Raw genomic sequence first — 14,786 nt, forward strand, 5'->3', positions numbered from 1 at the left:
CAGCGCCCCGCCTAGAATTGCGCCGCCTCTCCCGCACCTACCCATCAGGAATTCGCTTGCCGTGCCGCGTCGCATCAGCAGAGAGCTGAAGACTCTCAGTGTTTGGGCTTTATCGTTAGCAATCAGCGGCTGTATCGGAACCGGCGGCATCGCCCCCCAAGGCCAGCCCTTGAATGCCAATAACCTGGCCACCGATGCGGCTATCCAGCACGCCGCCCAAGACGCGCACTGGCCCACCGCGCAATGGTGGCAGGCCTATGGCGATCCGCAGCTCAACCGCTGGGTCGAGCTCGCCACCCAAGGCAGTCCGAGCATGGCCATGGCCGCCGCCAGGGTGCGTGAGGCTCGGGCGCTGGCCGGGATGGCCGAGTCGGCCGAATCCCTGCAGATCAACAGCGCCAACACTCTCAAGCGCCACCATTGGCCGAAGGATCAGTTCTATGGCCCCGGCGAGCTAAGCGGGTCGACCACCTGGGACAACACTTCATCCCTGAGCCTGAGCTACCCCCTTGACCTGTGGGGTCGTGAAAGCAAGGCCTTCGAGCGTGCCGTCGACCTGGCCCATATGCGCGCGGCCGAGGCGCGCCAGGCTCGACTCGAGTTGCAAAACAACGTGGTGCGCGCCTATATCCAGTGGTCGTTGCACTACGCCAATCGCGATATCGTGGCGGCCACGCTGGCCCAGCGACAGCAAATGCTCGACCTGGCCAATAAGCGACTGGACGCCGGCATCGGTACGCATTTGGAGGTCAGCCAGGCTGAAAGCTCATTGCCTGAAACCCATCGCCAACTGGACGCGCTCGACGAAGACATCGCCCTGGGGCGCAACCAAGTGGCGGCGCTCGCCGGTAAAGGACCCGGTGAGGGCGCGCAGTTACAGCGCCCGACGTTGTCGCTCGCCGCGCCGCTGAAGTTGCCATCGAGCCTGCCCGCGCAGTTGCTCGGCCAGCGCCCGGACGTGGTCGCCAGCCGCTGGCAGGTCGTGGCGCAGGCACGTGGCATCGATGTCGCGCAGGCCGGTTTTTACCCCAATGTCGACCTGGTCGGCGGCCTTGGCTACATGGCCACCGGCGGCGGCTTGCTGGCCTTCATGGCCGGCAAAAAATTCAACTACAACGTCGGGCCGGCGATCAGCTTGCCGATCTTCGACGGTGGGCGATTGCGTGCCGAGCTGGGTGAAGCCAGCGCCGGATATGACATCGCCGTGGCGCACTACAACCAGACTCTGGTCAATGCACTCAAGGGCATCAGCGACCAGTTGATCCGCCGCGCATCCATGGACAAGCAAGCCTCTTTCGCCGCGCAGTCCGTGGCGTCAGCGCAGAAAACCCATGACATCGCGACCATCGCCTACCAGCGCGGCCTCACTGACTACCTCACTGTGCTGAGCACGCAAACGCTGCTGTTTCGCCAACAGCAGATCGAGCAGCAGGTGCAGGCCGCACGCCTGAGTGCCCATGCCGAACTGGTGACAGCACTGGGCGGCGGCGTCGAAGCCGGGCAGGACGTGCCGCAATGAAATACCTGCAGTCCCTTGAATGGCGCCGGGGCTTCTTCGACTGGGCGCGCAGCGACGGCGTGACCTGGGTGTATATCTTCAAGGTGCTGATCGCCGCGTTCCTCACGCTGTGGCTGGCCATGCGCCTGGAATTGCCGCAACCGCGCACCGCCATGATCACCGTGTTTATCGTGATGCAGCCGCAGAGCGGCCAGGTATTGGCCAAAAGTTTTTACCGCTTGCTGGGCACCCTGGCCGGCTCGGCGGTGATGGTGCTGTTGATCGCCTTGTTTGCGCAGAACACCGAACTGTTCCTCGGTGCGCTGGCAATCTGGGTGGGCCTGTGCACGGCGGGCGCGACGCGCTATCGCAACTTTCGCGCCTATGGTTGTGTGCTGGCCGGCTACACGGCGGCGATGGTCGGCTTGCCGGCGCTGTCGCACCCGGACAGCGCCTTTATGGCGGCGGTGTGGCGCGTGCTGGAAATCTCCCTGGGGATTGTGTGTTCCACGCTGGTCAGCGCTGCGATCCTGCCGCAAACCGCCAGCGCCGCGATGCGCAATGCGCTGTATCAGCGTTTTGGCGTGTTCGCGCTGTTTGTCACCGACGGCCTGCGCGGGCGCAGTCAACGCGAGGGGTTCGAAGCCGCCAACGTGCGTTTTATGGCCGAGGCCGTGGGCCTGGAAGGGCTGCGCAGCGTCACGGTGTTCGAAGACCCGCACATGCGCCGGCGCAGCGGTCGACTCAACCGCCTCAACAGCGAATTCATGAGCCTCACCACGCGCTTTAACGCCCTGCATCAGTTGCTGGTGCGACTGCGTGCGGGCGGTGCCAATGAGGGGGCGGATGCGATCAAACCGGGCCTGCAGGACCTCGCAGAATTGCTCGATGGTTTCTCGAACCGCGCCCTCACCAGCGCTGACGCCGCACACCTTGCCGAGCAACTGAGCGCCTATAGGCAAGACTTGCCCACCACACTGCGCAGCCTGCGCGCGCACTTTGAGCAGGGCAGTTCCGGCGGCGCCGAGCACCTGGATTTTCATACCGCCTGCGAGCTGCTCTATCGCTTCGTCGACGACCTGCACAGCTACGCGCACACCCACGCGTCCCTGGCCGATCACCGCCATGCGCGGGAGCAGGGGAACGAACCCTACACGCCGAAAACCAACTGGCTGGCCTGCGCCGCTTCAGGCATTCGCGCGGCGTTCATCCTGATTGTTCTGGGCAGTTATTGGGTGGCCACTGCCTGGCCCAGCGGCGCAACCATGACGCTGATCGCCGCCGCGACGGTCGGCCTTTGCGCGGCTACGCCCAACCCCAAACGCATGGCCTTTCAGATGGCCTGCGGCACCTTGCTCGGCGCGCTAGTGGGCTTTGTCGAGATGTTCTTCATCTTCCCGTGGATCGACGGTTTTCCGTTGCTGTGCGTGATGCTTGCGCCAGTGATCGTCCTTGGCACCTTCCTCGCTTCACGCCCGCAGTACGCCGGGGTGGGGCTTGGCCTGCTGATTTTCTTCGGCACCGGCTCGGTGCCGGACAACCTCACGGTCTACAACCCCTACACCTTCATCAACGACTACCTGGCCATGGTGATCGGCATGCTGGTGTGCGCGGCGGCCGGGGCGATCATCCTGCCGCCCAACAGCCGCTGGCTGTGGCGGCGCCTGGAGCAGGACCTGCGCGAACAAGTGGTGTATGCCATCGGCGGCAAGCTCAAGGGCCTGACCGCACGGTTTGAAAGCCGTACACGCGATCTCCTGCACCAGGCCTACGGCCTCGCCGTCGCCCAGCCGCAGGTGCAGCGCGACCTGTTGCGCTGGATGCTGCAGGTGCAGGAAGTCGGCCACGCGATCATCGAATTGCGCAACGAGCAGGCAATGCTGCCGGTGCACCCGGCCTACGCCGAGTCCCAGCCGTGGCGCCAGGCCATCCGCGTGATGGGTCGTGCGCTGATGCGCCTGTTTCTGCAACCCAACGCCTGCAACCTGGAGCGCGGGTTGATCGCCGTCGACCACGCGATCAGCCGCGTGCAGGCCACCGACGAACCCTTCGCCCCGCACTTCGACACCTCGGCCCTGCGTCGGGTCAAAAGCTACCTGCACTTTATCCGCACCTCATTGCTCGACCCGCAAGGACCGTTGCATGCCTCGTGAAATCGCGTTCCACGGCCTCTACCTGCCGAGTATCACCCTGATGTTCCTGATCGCGGCGACCCTTGCCTGGGCGCTGGATCGCTGTATCGCAGGGTTTGATCTGTACCGTTTTTTCTGGCACCCGGCGTTGCTGCGCCTGAGCCTGTTCGTCTGCCTGTTCGGCGCCCTGGCGCTCTGCATTTACCGTTGAGAATGCCCCGATGAAAAAGTTTTTCAGCCTCTTCGCCACCTTGCTGGTATTGGCGTTGGCGATCTGGATTGGCCGCGCGCTGTGGGTGCATTACATGGACACGCCATGGACTCGCGACGGCCGTGTGCGCGCCGACGTCATCAATGTCGCGGCCGACGTGACCGGCGAGGTGGTCGAGGTGCCCGTGCGCGATAACCAGTTGGTCAAAAAAGGCGACCTGCTGATGCAGATCGACCCCGAGCATTACCGCATTGCGGTCAAGCAGGCGCAGTCTCTGGTGGCCTCACGCAAAGCCACCTGGGACATGCGCAAAGTCAACGCTCACCGCCGCGCCGACCTCGACGCGCTGGTGATCTCCAGGGAAAACCGCGACGACGCCAGCAACATCGCCGACGCGGCCCTGGCCGATTACCAGCACGCCCTGGCGCAACTGGACGCCGCCGAGCTCAACCTCAAACGCACCCGAGTGCTCGCGGCGGTCGACGGCTACGTCACCAACCTCAACGTGCATCGCGGCGACTATGCGCGCATCGGCGAAGCCAAAATGGCCGTGGTGGACATGAACTCGTTCTGGGTCTACGGCTTCTTTGAAGAAACCAAGCTGCCCCATGTGAAGGTGGGCGACAGCGCCGATATGCAATTGATGAGCGGCGAGACCTTGAAGGGGCATGTGGAAAGCATCTCGCGCGGCATCTATGACCGCGACAACCCCGAAAGTCGCGAGCTGATCGCGGATGTGAACCCGACCTTCAACTGGGTGAGGCTGGCCCAGCGCGTGCCGGTGAGGATTCATATTGATCAGGTACCGGAAGGTGTTTTGTTGGCGGCCGGGATCACCTGCACCGTGATCGTGAAGCCACCTGTGGCGAGCAGGCTGTGACGAGCGGGCTTTTGTGGCGAGCGGGCTTGCCCCGCGTTGGGGTGCGAAGCACCCCCAATCCAGCAAAATGCGGTGTACCTGATACGGCTCAGCGCCTGGTTTTGGGGCTGCTGCGCAGCCCAACGCAGGACAAGCCTGCTCGCCACAGTAGCGGGCTTGCCACAGTAGCCCGCCTGTCACAGGGCAGCATTTGCCGATAGCTACGGCCCAAACCGCACCAGCATGCGCTGCCCCACCCGCAGTGATGCTGGCGGTGGTTGGTCGAACGCGAGGATACATTCGACCGTGCGCATATTGGCCCTGACCTGGGGGTCGTCTTCCAGGGTGCTGCTGCCCAGCACTGAGCTGATGCGCACCACGTGGGCGATCAGCGGCGTGGAGCCGTTGACGCTGTCGTCCGTGACCTCGGCCTTCATCCCCGGGACGACCACGCTGGTGAATGACTCATTCAGCTCGGCGCGCACGATGCGTGGCTGGTTGGGCAGCAACACGAATGCCGCGCCCGATTGTGCGGAGACGGCGGCGCCAGGCTGGATCAGGCGGCGCACCACCTCGGCGTCGATGGGTGCACGCAGACTGCGCCGGGTCAGTTCGTAGCGGGCCGCCGTCAGCTTTCTTGCGGCGGCCTGGGCGTCGCCCTGATTTTTTTCCAGCGCGTCGCGTAACCGCGCGGCGCTCTCGCGGGCCTCGTCGGCGCTCTGGCTATCGCCGGCACCGGCGGCGGCAGCAGTGCTCAGGCGCGTGGCCGTTTGCTCGGCGAACGTGAGCTGCCTGGCCAGTTGCCTGGCCTGAACCTCCACCTGCTGCTGCTCACCCAGTGCGGCAGCCACCGCCAGTTGCGCCGGTTCACTGTCCAGTGTGGCGAGCAGTTGACCCTGCTTGACGGCTTCGCCTTCATTGACCTTGATCTCGGCCACCACGCCGTCACGGGTGACACCGAGCCTGAGCAAACCGCCTTCCACGTCAATGCGGCCGCGCGCCACTGCGAGGTAGGTCGGGGGCGCCGCAGCGGGCCTGGCCGGGACGTCTTCACGGGAGCAGGCACTCAGCACCAGCAGTGCGCTGCTCAACAACAGCCAGGGGCGAAACAGACGTGGGTTCATGCGCAGGGTTCCTGGGCACCGGCGGTTGTCGCCGGCTGGAAGGGAAAAGGGGTGTCGTTGAGGATGCGGCCGTCTTCGATGGTCAGCACCCGGTCGGCATTGCTGATCAAGCGCGGGTCGTGACTGACGCACAGCACCGTGGTGCCACGGGTGCGGGCGATGCGGTGCAGGATGTCGATCACAATGTGGCCGTTGGCGGCGTCCAGCGCACTGGTCGGTTCGTCGGCGAACAGCAGTTCGGGCGCCTTGGCCACCGCCCGCGCAATCGCGACGCGCTGCTTTTCGCCGCCGGACAATTCGGCCGGGCGCAGTTTCAGGCGCGCACCCAGGCCGACCTCTTCCAGCGCTTCGATGGCGCGTTGCCGGATTTCCCTGGCCGGCAGCCCGAGGTAGCCCAAGGGCAGCGCCACCTGTTGCAGCGCGGTCAACGCCGGAAACAGGTTGAAGCCCTGGAACACAAAGCCGGTGTGCCGCAGGCGAAACTGCTCCAGAGCGCGGGCGTCGAGGCTGCCCAGGTCTTGCCCAAGTGCGCAGGCGCTGCCCCGGTCTGGCCGTTGCAGGCCGCTGAGAATCGCGAGCAGGGTGCTTTTGCCGCAGCCGGACGGGCCGGAGATCAGGGTCAGTTCGCCAGGGCGTATCGCCAGGGTGATGTCGTGCAGCACGGGGGTTACCACCCGTCCCGAAGTGAAGGCTTTGCTGATCCCGCTGGCGTGCAGGGTGATGGGTGATGCCGAGGTCAGAACGCTCATGGACGGTTCATCTCAAAAGACTCGCCGGGTCGGCGTGACGTAGGGTGCGGATGGCCGCCAGGCCTGACACCAGGGCCAGGGTCATGCTCAGCAGCAGGCACACCAGCGCTGCGATGGGCGAGAGCTGCAACGGCACGTTGTAGTAGCCGGCCAGCGCGAAGAACAGCCCGGCCAGCACCGAACTCCCCAGCAGGCCCAGGGCCCCGACCCAGAACGCCTGCTCCATCACCACTTTACGCAGGGCCGTGACGCCAACGCCCAGGGCGTTCAAGGTCGCGTATTCGCGGATCGAGCCGACGACTGCAGCCACCAGCGTCTGGCTGGTGATCACGGCGCCCACCAGAAACACGATCGCCGCCAGAAACAGCACGCCGGCCCCGGCGCCCGTGTCGAACATCCAGTACAGCTGCGAGCGTTGGGCGAACTGTTGTGCCGTCCATACCGCGTAGCTGCCGAACGCGGCGCCGTCGCCCAGGCGCGCGGCAACCGCCTCGGCCTGGGCGGGGTCGCGCACCTTGGCCACCAGGTAGGTAATGCGGTCTGCGGGCGCGGTGGTGTCGAGTTGTCGCGCGGTGGCCAGCGACGCCAGCACGTTCACCCCGCCCAGCGCGCGCAGGCCGTTGGTGATGCCGACCACGCGCACGCGATGGCCGTTGATGGTCGCGGCGTCCCCCAGGTTGACGCCCAGGCTGTCGAGGTCGGCGCGGTCGACGATCACTGCGCCGGGTTCATCCAGGCGTGCGCGCAGCGCGGTCGGCAGCACGCGTTCAAACATCAGGCCTTGCGGGCCGGCATCGATACCCGACACAAACACCGACACGCCGCCAGTGTCCCGGGCGCCGCGCCAATCGGCGTCGACCCAGCGAAACGGTTCCACCCGTACCACATCGGCGTCCATGCGCAAACGCATCTCCACGCCGGCGTCGATGGGCCTGCCGAGGTTGACGCTCTGGGTGCCGAGGTAACCAACCCACAGGTCGGCCGTGGAGCCGGTGATATACACGCTGGCGCTGCCAAAGATGCCCAGCACGAGCGCAGCCTGCAGCAATTGCAGCAACCCGGCGAAGCCCACGGCGATAATTGCCGGCAGGAAGCGGCGCCATTCATGGATCAGGGTCAGGCGGGCAAGGGCGACCATCAGTCAGCTTCCTTGATTGCGCCCGCTGGCAACGGTGCGCCACCGAGCGCCTTGTACAGCGCAATGTAGGCGATACCTCGTTCCGTACTGGCAGCGTCCGCCTGTTGCAGGGCCTGTTGCGCGCGCATCTCGGCGTCCGCCAGCGCCAGCGTGCTCATCAACCCCAGCTGCGCGCGCTGTCGCAAGGCGTGCAGGCGTGCTTGCGTTGCCGTCTGTGCCTGGCGGGCCGCCTGCTCACGCAGCCGTGTTTGTTGCAGATCCCCCAGCGCCGTTTCCACCTGGGAGACGCCTTGCAAAACGGCCTGCCGATAATCCAGCAGGGCGGCTTGTAGCAGGTGGTCGCTGGCGCGAGCGGCGCTGGCGCGTTGGCCCCAGTCGAACAACGGAATGCTGATGCCCGGCCCGGCCGAGAAAATGCCGTTGCCGCTGGGCGTGCGTTTGCGGTTGCTGGCGATGTTCACCGACCACTGCAACGACGCGCCCAGGCTCAGGCGTGGGTACAGGTCGGCGCGGCTCATGCCCAGCTCCCCGGCGGCGACCAGCACCTGGGCCTCGGCGCTGGCGATGTCCGGGCGCGTGCGCAACAGGTCCGCCGGCAGGGTGCCGAGCTGCCACGGGCCCAGGGTAGGCGGCGGTCGCGGTTGCAGCCAGCGCGGGTCAGGTTCGGGTTGGCCCGCCAGCAGCGCCAACTGTTGCCCGTGGCGGTTGATCAACTGACGCGGCGCGCTCAGGCTCATCTCGGCCTGCGCCAGTTCCGCTTCAGCGGCGCAGACTTCGGCGGGCGAGGCCAGGGCGAGGTGCTCGCGCACCCGCAGCAGCGCCAGTTTTTCCTGCTGGGTGTCGCGCAGGCGGGTCAGGCTGAGCTCTGCCTGTTGCGCCGAACGCAGTTCCAGCCACTGCCGGGTAACCTCGGCTACCAGTGACACCTGCACGCTGCGCACATCGGCCTGCACCAGCGCTTCATGACCCTGGGCCAGGCGCTCGGCGCTTTGCCGGGCGCCGAACAGCGGTAATTCCCACTGCGCATCGAAGCCGATCAGAAAGTATGAGGTGCTGGTGTCGGGGCTGATTGCATCGTGGGTCTTCACGCCCAGCGACGGCAGGTAGGGCGCCTGCGCGCTGCGGCTGAGCACGCGGGTGGCCCGCAACCGCTCGATGGCCGCGCCGACCTCCAGATTGTTGTGCAGGGCGCGCACCACCAGGGCATCGAGTTCGGGATCGTTGAAGGCGTGCCACCACTGATTCAAATCGGGCTTGTGCGCCGCCAGGGCAGCCGGCGTATTGCGCCATGCCTGCGGCGTGGACGGTTTCAAGGCGGGCAGCGGGGCTACCGAACAGCCGGCGACCAACACCAGGGACAGGGTGCACAGCGTACGACACGAGCGCGATCTGCTGAAAAGCTTGATAGGGGTCACCCAGGGCGTGATGGGATCGATGCGGACTACGATCAACGACAAACGCGATAGGGGTCTGAGGATGCTGAGTCAGGATTCAGGGCGCGACTGTACCCATAGCGTCCGTTCAGTTCTGTTGCGAAATTGTATTGCGGGCAAATGAAGGGGCAGACGACCGCACGCGCAGTCGTCTGCCATGGGGAAGGTGGCCGATCAGGCCTGGCAGTAGGTTTCGTGCAAATGGCGCCACAGCAGGGCGCCGCTGGCCAGCTTCTCGAACACCACCGTGGCACGGCGGTCTGTCTGGGTGCCGCTGTCATCAACCTGATGCTCGCGGTAACTGACGATGGCCCCGCGCGCATGCCGATCAATGCCGGTCAGCTCGCTCAAGGTAATCTTCAACCCCGGCCGCTGCCCGCCGAGCCGCGTAAACAGGTAATTGACCCCGGCCGCATTCATGCGCGTGCCGGTGGACGGCGCGATCATGGTGAACTCCGGCGAAAAGCGCGCCAGCAACTGTTGCAGCGTACCTTCCGGTGCCACACCGGCAAACCATTGCTCGATCTCGATGTGGGTCTGGATCACTTCTTCGAAAAAGTCGCTGTAGTCGATCATTTATAAACTCCCATTCAAGCCAAAACGCTTCTTCAACACTTTCTCCAGCAAGCCCTTGGGCAACAACGCTGCCATCAGCGGCAACGCCCGGCTGCCATTGCCCGAACGCAGCAAGCGCGGGGGCTTTTGCCGTTGCGTGGCCTTGAGCACATCCACCGCGAAGACGCTGGCGGAGGTTGGTTTGTCCTGTGAGGCCTGGGTGCGGGCGCGGATGCCGTCGCGCAGGGGCCACCAGGGTGATTGTTCGTGGATCAGGCGTTCGGCCTGGGCGCCGGCATTTTTTGCGAAGTGGGTGTCGATCGCGCCGGGTTGCACTTCCATCACGCGGATGCCGAACGGCGCCAGTTCCATGCGCAGGGCGTCGCTCAGCGCGTGCACGGCGGCCTTGGAGGCGCAGTAGGCACCGGCAAACGGCGTGACCAGCACGCCGGAGACGCTGCCGATGTTTACCACCAGCCCCTTGCTGCGGCGCAAGGCCGGGAACAGCGCCTGGGTCACGCCGACGATGGAGAATACGTTGGTTTCGAACTGGCGCTGCATGGCCTCGGTGCCGCCGTCGAGCAGCGGCCCCATGCCGCCGTAGCCGGCGTTGTTGACCAGCACATCCAGCTCGCCCAGTTGCTCGGCCAGGTGCTGCAGAGCGGCGCTGTCGTTGACGTCCAGTTGCACGGCCCGCAAGCCTGCGGCGGCGAGGGCGGCGACATCGTCCGCGCGGCGGGCGCTGGCCCACACGTCGAAACCTGCGTCTTTAAACGCGTCGGCCAGGGCGCGGCCGATGCCGCTGGAGCAGCCAGTGATGAGTACGTTGGGCATGGGTCAATCCTTTGTCAGTCCGAGAAACTGCCTTGCAGGTGCTCGGCACGAAATTCCAGGGTTTGCGCGCGGTAACCGGGGCGCAGCGGCGGGGTGGGCAGGCAATCGTCCCAGGTGGCACCGGCCTGCAATTCGCCGGGGCCGCGATAGCGGGGGGCGGCGTAGACGTTGTCGGCCAGGTTGACGCTGTCGCCCGGTGCGTAGGCGGCGACGCGCCAGCGCAGTTCGGTGAGGGGGACGTCGTTGCCGTTGTTCAGGGTCAATTTGAGTGGGCGGTCGGCGGGGCATTCCTGAGGCGAGTAGGTGATGCGCAGTTCAAGGCGCGCCAATTGCGAGGCTTCGCGGTTGTCGAGCCACACCACCCACACCGCGACCAGGCCCAGGCCTGCGGCGGCGGCCAGGGACACCGGCAAGGCCCTGGCCGGGTAGCGCACCAGCAGGATCAGCCAGGTGATGATCAGGAGAACGCCGAAGAACATGGAGACCACCTCGAATAGGGAACCAGCATCCTAACTTAAGCTGAGGTGGGATTGGTTACCTTGAGCAGTGTGTGGGCCGCACGGACGCCATCGCAGGCAAGCCAGCTCCCACGTTCGACCGCATTCTAAAGTGGATGCGCGGTCAACTGTGGGAGCTGGCTTGCCTGCGATGAGGCCCGTACAGTCACCACCAACCATCCGAAAAAAAGCCCCCACCCGGCCCACTGCGGATAGGGGACGCAGTGGGCCGGGTGGGGGCTTGTTCTACGACCGTGTTACTGCGCGATAGTTTTCACCGACACGCCACGTTCAATCGGCGTCGAGCGACCGTAGATGTCTTCGAAGCGCTCGATGTCGTCTTCGCCCAAGTAGCTGCCCGATTGCACTTCGATGATCTCCAGCGGGATCTTGCCCGGGTTGCGCAGGCGGTGCACCGAGGCGATCGGGATGTAGGTGGACTGGTTCTCGCAGAGCAGGAACACGTTCTCGTCACAGGTGACTTCGGCGGTGCCGCTCACCACGATCCAGTGTTCGGCGCGGTGGTGATGCATCTGCAGCGACAGGCACGCGCCCGGCTTGACCGAGATGTGCTTGACCTGGAAGCGGCCGCCCATGTCCACCGAGTCGTAGGAACCCCACGGACGATAGACTTCGCAGTGGTTCTGGGTTTCGCTGCGGCCCTGCTCGTTGAGGGTGTTGACCATCTGCTTGACGCCCTGGACCTTGTCCTTGTGGGCAATCATCATCGCGTCCTTGGTTTCCACCACCACGATATTGTCCAGGCCGATCACCGACACCAGCTTGCCGTTGCCGTGCACCATGCAGTTGCGGCTGTCCTGGATGACCACATCACCCTTGCTCACGTTGCCATTGGCGTCTTTATCGTTGACCGCCCACAGCGAGGCCCAGCAGCCCACGTCGCTCCAGCCAGCGCTCAGCGGCACCACGCAGGCGCGCTGGGTTTTTTCCATCACGGCGTAGTCGATGGAGTTGTCCGGGCAGCAGGCGAAAGTGGCTTCGTCGAAGGTCACGGTGTCGGCGGTCTGCTCGCTGCGCTCCAGGGTCAGCAGGCAGGTGTCGTAGATGTCCGGATCGTGCTTTTTCAGCTCTTCGAGGAAGCGGCTGGCGCGGAACAGGAACATGCCGCTGTTCCAGAAATAGCCGCCGCTTTTGACGAACTCGACGGCGCGCTTCTCGTTGGGTTTTTCCACGAACTGTTCGACGCGGCTGACACCTTCGGGCAGCAGCGAGTCGTTGGCGGACTTGATGTAGCCATAGCCGGTTTCCGGGCGGGTGGCCGGAACGCCGAACAGCACCATCTCGCCGCGCTCGGCCGCCACGGTGGCCAGGGCCAGGGCGCGTTGCAGGGCTTTCTGGTCGTCGATCACGTGGTCGGCCGGCAGCACCAGCATCAGGTCGTCACGGCCTTCGTTGACCAGCATCATCGCGGTCAGCGCCACGGCCGGCGCGGTGTTGCGGCCGAAGGGTTCCATCAGGATGCGCTGGCACTCGAGCTTGCGAGCGCTCAACTGCTCGTTGACGATGAAGCGGTGGTCCTTGTTGCACACCACAATCGGCGCGTCCATGCCTTCGAACACCAGGCGCTCCAGGGTTTGCTGGAACAGGGTGTGCTCACCGGTCAGGGCCAGGAATTGTTTAGGGAACTGTTTACGCGAAAGCGGCCAAAGACGTGAGCCGCTACCACCGGAAAGGATTACTGGGATCATGGGTGTTTCTCCTTGAATCAGTTTGGGTCAGAGCTACGAAGGTTTGTCGTTTCACTCTTGTTTTTGTCTCGGTCCTGAGCTGAAACCCGTTCAGTGTGGGAGCTGGCTTGCCTGCGATGGCGTTTTCAAGACCGCCATCGCAGGCAAGCCAGCTCCCACAAGGGGGCGTGTCAACTCAGGGAAATCATCAGCGGGTCGACACGGGGCGTTTCACCCACACTGGCGACAGGCTCGAACCAGAACCGGTGACATACAGCACCGCCGCTTCACCACGTTCCAACGCAACCGGCTTCACATCGCCGACTTTCTTGTCACCGTCATACAACGCCAGGCTTACCTTCACCGGGTTGATTTCACGCTCGCCACGGCCCTTGGCGGCCACCGACTTGACCACATCGGTCTTGCCATCGGCGGTTTTCAGGGTCAGGGCCTTGTCGCTGAGGTTCTGCACACGCACCAGCGCTTTCTGTTTGTTCTTGAACGGCGGCTCTTCGATCAGCTGCGGCTGGCCGCTGCCACTGTTGACCAGGGTGTAGTAGTGGTCGGCGGCCAGCTTGACCGGTACGGTCTGGCTGCCGACTTTGGCGCTGTAGTCACCGCCGGGCATGAAGCTGAAGTCGCTGCTGGCCAGTGGCGCAACCTCATTGAGGTTGGTATTGCCCACAGTGGCGCTGACTTCCTGGTTGCTGGCGTTGTAGATACGCACAAAGCTTGAGCCTTTTGGTGCGGTGGGGCCGTACAGGGCGGCGTCACCACCGGCGAAGGCGGACATCGATACGAAGCTCAAGCCGGCAGCGATGGCCAGAGTCTTGGTGAGATGGCGCGCAGTTGTAGTGAAAGTCATGTGAGTTACCTCTCTTTCAGTTGTGCGCCCGGTCGGGCGTCTCGGATTTTTTAAGGGGGTTGTTCGACGCCAGGTCTTGCTGGCGCATACCGGCTTGTTTGAGCTGCGCAACCCAGTCGGGGTCGGCGTCGCCGATTTCGTTGTTCACAGGCAGATAACGCTCAGGAAACTCCCAGATCAGCACTTGCGGTGGGGTGTTCTTGAAGTCATCGCTTTTCAGGTAGCTGAGCATCGGCAGAATCGGGCCGTGGCCGTCTTCGGAGTAGTTGATGACGTCGCTGTGCAGGGCCTGCTTGAGCGCGCCGACAAAATTCCAGTTGGGATTGGCGCTGTAGCTGGTGCCCACCAGGGCCACCGGGGTTTCGCTGTCGGCGAACAGGGCGTCTTCGCCTTTGTCCTGCGCCAGGTGCGTCACGCGTTTTTGCAGGGGCTCCTTGGGCGGCATCAGGTTTTCGAACAGCGGGTCCAGCGGCAGGAACAGGCGCAGGTCACCTTTGTGCGGCTCGGTTTTTTCCGCCTCGGTGACAAAGCGCTGCGGCTCGCCGCTCAATGGCGTCTGCTCGGAGATGGTTTTGGCCAATTGCTTGGCTGCGATTTCCGCACCGTCCGGGGTCCAGTGGGTGTCGGTGCGCAGGAACACTTGCGTGCCGGTCAGCTTGGCCTGTTGCAGCGGCTCCAGCAGGTCCGGCGCGACGATCTTGTCGGCGGCGACACGGGCGTGGAAGTCCTGGTACAGGTTGGCGTGGATGCTCGCCGGTTTCACCTCGTCCAGATGCTCCGGGTACAGGCGCACCTTGGCCGGCACAATCGCCATCACCAACTGGATGCCACGGGCCTTGAGCTTCTGGCGTACGCCTTCGACCAGCGCGTAGTTGTCTTGCAGGTTCTGGTCCTGGTTGGCGATGGCGTTGAATTCCTCATCGCTGTACAGCCAGTGATCGCGACCCAGTACCACGCCGGTGCGGCCTTCGTTGAACAGCTTGTAGTCCAGCGCCGCCCACAGGTTGGTGCCCAGGCGCTTGATCGGGAACTCTTTGTCGTAATGGGTCTCGACGGCCTTGGTCCAGCGACCGTTGAGCACAGTCGCATCGGCGTTGGTGCTAAAGCCCATGAAGCTGCGCAGCGACCAGGCGCCCAGCGCCAGCAGCAGCGCCAGGAACAGGCTGATATAGAGGACGCGTAATGAACGGGTCATGGTCGGCT

14 protein-coding genes are annotated in these 14,786 nt (G+C 64.5%); 4 read left to right on the top strand and 10 right to left on the bottom strand.

The window, feature by feature from the left end; genetic code table 11:
• Window positions 1-61 precede the first annotated feature (61 nt).
• From TU75_RS05125 to TU75_RS05140, 4 genes are read left to right on the top strand one after another with little or no spacing between them, the layout of a single operon-like run.
• Entirely contained in the window at window positions 62-1,519 is a 1,458-nt protein-coding gene (locus TU75_RS05125) for an efflux transporter outer membrane subunit (RefSeq protein ID WP_060548350.1), read from the top strand.
• The gene (locus tag TU75_RS05130) at window positions 1,516-3,651 is read left to right on the top strand and encodes an FUSC family protein (protein ID WP_060548351.1); all 2,136 of its coding nucleotides are present in this window, start codon (window positions 1,516-1,518) and stop codon (window positions 3,649-3,651) included. The genes TU75_RS05125 and TU75_RS05130 overlap by 4 nt, the downstream gene beginning before the upstream one ends.
• Window positions 3,641-3,841 carry a DUF1656 domain-containing protein gene (locus TU75_RS05135; protein ID WP_060548352.1) on the top strand — a complete coding sequence of 67 codons (201 nt, stop codon included), beginning with the start codon at window positions 3,641-3,643 and terminating at the stop codon, window positions 3,839-3,841. Before TU75_RS05130 ends, TU75_RS05135 begins: the two co-directional genes overlap by 11 nt.
• Before the next feature lie 10 nt (window positions 3,842-3,851).
• Window positions 3,852-4,721 carry an efflux RND transporter periplasmic adaptor subunit gene (locus TU75_RS05140; RefSeq protein WP_060548353.1) on the top strand — a complete coding sequence of 290 codons (870 nt, stop codon included), beginning with the start codon at window positions 3,852-3,854 and terminating at the stop codon, window positions 4,719-4,721.
• Window positions 4,722-4,921: 200 nt separating this feature from the next.
• On the opposite strand, the gene TU75_RS05145 is transcribed toward TU75_RS05140, so the two are convergent.
• The 10 genes from TU75_RS05145 to TU75_RS05190 all read right to left on the bottom strand — a co-directional run bounded on the left by TU75_RS05145 (window position 4,922) and on the right by TU75_RS05190 (window position 14,778).
• Complete coding sequence (locus TU75_RS05145) at window positions 4,922-5,824, bottom strand: HlyD family secretion protein (protein ID WP_060548354.1); 903 nt, start codon at window positions 5,822-5,824, stop codon at window positions 4,922-4,924.
• Complete coding sequence (locus TU75_RS05150; RefSeq protein WP_004371951.1) at window positions 5,821-6,573, bottom strand: ABC transporter ATP-binding protein; 753 nt, start codon at window positions 6,571-6,573, stop codon at window positions 5,821-5,823. The genes TU75_RS05145 and TU75_RS05150 overlap by 4 nt, the downstream gene beginning before the upstream one ends.
• Window positions 6,574-6,580: 7 nt before the next feature.
• Window positions 6,581-7,711 (bottom strand): ABC transporter permease, encoded by a 1,131-nt coding sequence (locus TU75_RS05155; protein ID WP_060548355.1) that lies wholly within the window; start codon window positions 7,709-7,711, stop codon window positions 6,581-6,583.
• Window positions 7,711-9,162 (bottom strand): efflux transporter outer membrane subunit, encoded by a 1,452-nt coding sequence (locus TU75_RS05160; RefSeq protein WP_231982023.1) that lies wholly within the window; start codon window positions 9,160-9,162, stop codon window positions 7,711-7,713. Before TU75_RS05160 ends, TU75_RS05155 begins: the two co-directional genes overlap by 1 nt.
• Before the next feature lie 156 nt (window positions 9,163-9,318).
• Complete coding sequence (locus TU75_RS05165) at window positions 9,319-9,720, bottom strand: hypothetical protein (RefSeq protein ID WP_004371943.1); 402 nt, start codon at window positions 9,718-9,720, stop codon at window positions 9,319-9,321.
• Window positions 9,721-10,533 carry an SDR family oxidoreductase gene (locus tag TU75_RS05170; protein WP_015371216.1) on the bottom strand — a complete coding sequence of 271 codons (813 nt, stop codon included), beginning with the start codon at window positions 10,531-10,533 and terminating at the stop codon, window positions 9,721-9,723.
• 14 nt (window positions 10,534-10,547) lie between these two features.
• Complete coding sequence (locus TU75_RS05175) at window positions 10,548-11,012, bottom strand: hypothetical protein (protein ID WP_060548357.1); 465 nt, start codon at window positions 11,010-11,012, stop codon at window positions 10,548-10,550.
• 275 nt (window positions 11,013-11,287) lie between these two features.
• Window positions 11,288-12,739 carry a mannose-1-phosphate guanylyltransferase/mannose-6-phosphate isomerase gene (locus tag TU75_RS05180; protein ID WP_004371931.1) on the bottom strand — a complete coding sequence of 484 codons (1,452 nt, stop codon included), beginning with the start codon at window positions 12,737-12,739 and terminating at the stop codon, window positions 11,288-11,290.
• A 187-nt stretch (window positions 12,740-12,926) separates the two neighbouring features.
• Complete coding sequence (locus tag TU75_RS05185) at window positions 12,927-13,583, bottom strand: alginate O-acetyltransferase AlgF (RefSeq protein ID WP_004371929.1); 657 nt, start codon at window positions 13,581-13,583, stop codon at window positions 12,927-12,929.
• A gap of 16 nt (window positions 13,584-13,599) precedes the next feature.
• Complete coding sequence (locus TU75_RS05190) at window positions 13,600-14,778, bottom strand: alginate O-acetyltransferase (protein WP_060548358.1); 1,179 nt, start codon at window positions 14,776-14,778, stop codon at window positions 13,600-13,602.
• Between the last annotated feature and the right edge of the window lie 8 nt (window positions 14,779-14,786).

The sequence above is a fragment of the Pseudomonas poae genome (assembly GCF_001439785.1).
Lineage (GTDB): Bacteria > Pseudomonadota > Gammaproteobacteria > Pseudomonadales > Pseudomonadaceae > Aquipseudomonas > Aquipseudomonas poae.

Coding starts and splice junctions, on each gene's coding strand:
- TU75_RS05150 (WP_004371951.1), bottom strand. CDS start 6,573: ATGAGCGTTCTGACCTCGGCATCACCCATCACCCTGCACGCCAGCGGG.
- TU75_RS05170 (WP_015371216.1), bottom strand. CDS start 10,533: ATGCCCAACGTACTCATCACTGGCTGCTCCAGCGGCATCGGCCGCGCC.
- TU75_RS05140 (WP_060548353.1), top strand. CDS start 3,852: ATGAAAAAGTTTTTCAGCCTCTTCGCCACCTTGCTGGTATTGGCGTTG.
- TU75_RS05175 (WP_060548357.1), bottom strand. CDS start 11,012: ATGTTCTTCGGCGTTCTCCTGATCATCACCTGGCTGATCCTGCTGGTG.
- TU75_RS05165 (WP_004371943.1), bottom strand. CDS start 9,720: ATGATCGACTACAGCGACTTTTTCGAAGAAGTGATCCAGACCCACATC.
- TU75_RS05135 (WP_060548352.1), top strand. CDS start 3,641: ATGCCTCGTGAAATCGCGTTCCACGGCCTCTACCTGCCGAGTATCACC.
- TU75_RS05145 (WP_060548354.1), bottom strand. CDS start 5,824: ATGAACCCACGTCTGTTTCGCCCCTGGCTGTTGTTGAGCAGCGCACTG.
- TU75_RS05180 (WP_004371931.1), bottom strand. CDS start 12,739: ATGATCCCAGTAATCCTTTCCGGTGGTAGCGGCTCACGTCTTTGGCCG.
- TU75_RS05185 (WP_004371929.1), bottom strand. CDS start 13,583: ATGACTTTCACTACAACTGCGCGCCATCTCACCAAGACTCTGGCCATC.
- TU75_RS05155 (WP_060548355.1), bottom strand. CDS start 7,711: ATGGTCGCCCTTGCCCGCCTGACCCTGATCCATGAATGGCGCCGCTTC.
- TU75_RS05190 (WP_060548358.1), bottom strand. CDS start 14,778: ATGACCCGTTCATTACGCGTCCTCTATATCAGCCTGTTCCTGGCGCTG.
- TU75_RS05130 (WP_060548351.1), top strand. CDS start 1,516: ATGAAATACCTGCAGTCCCTTGAATGGCGCCGGGGCTTCTTCGACTGG.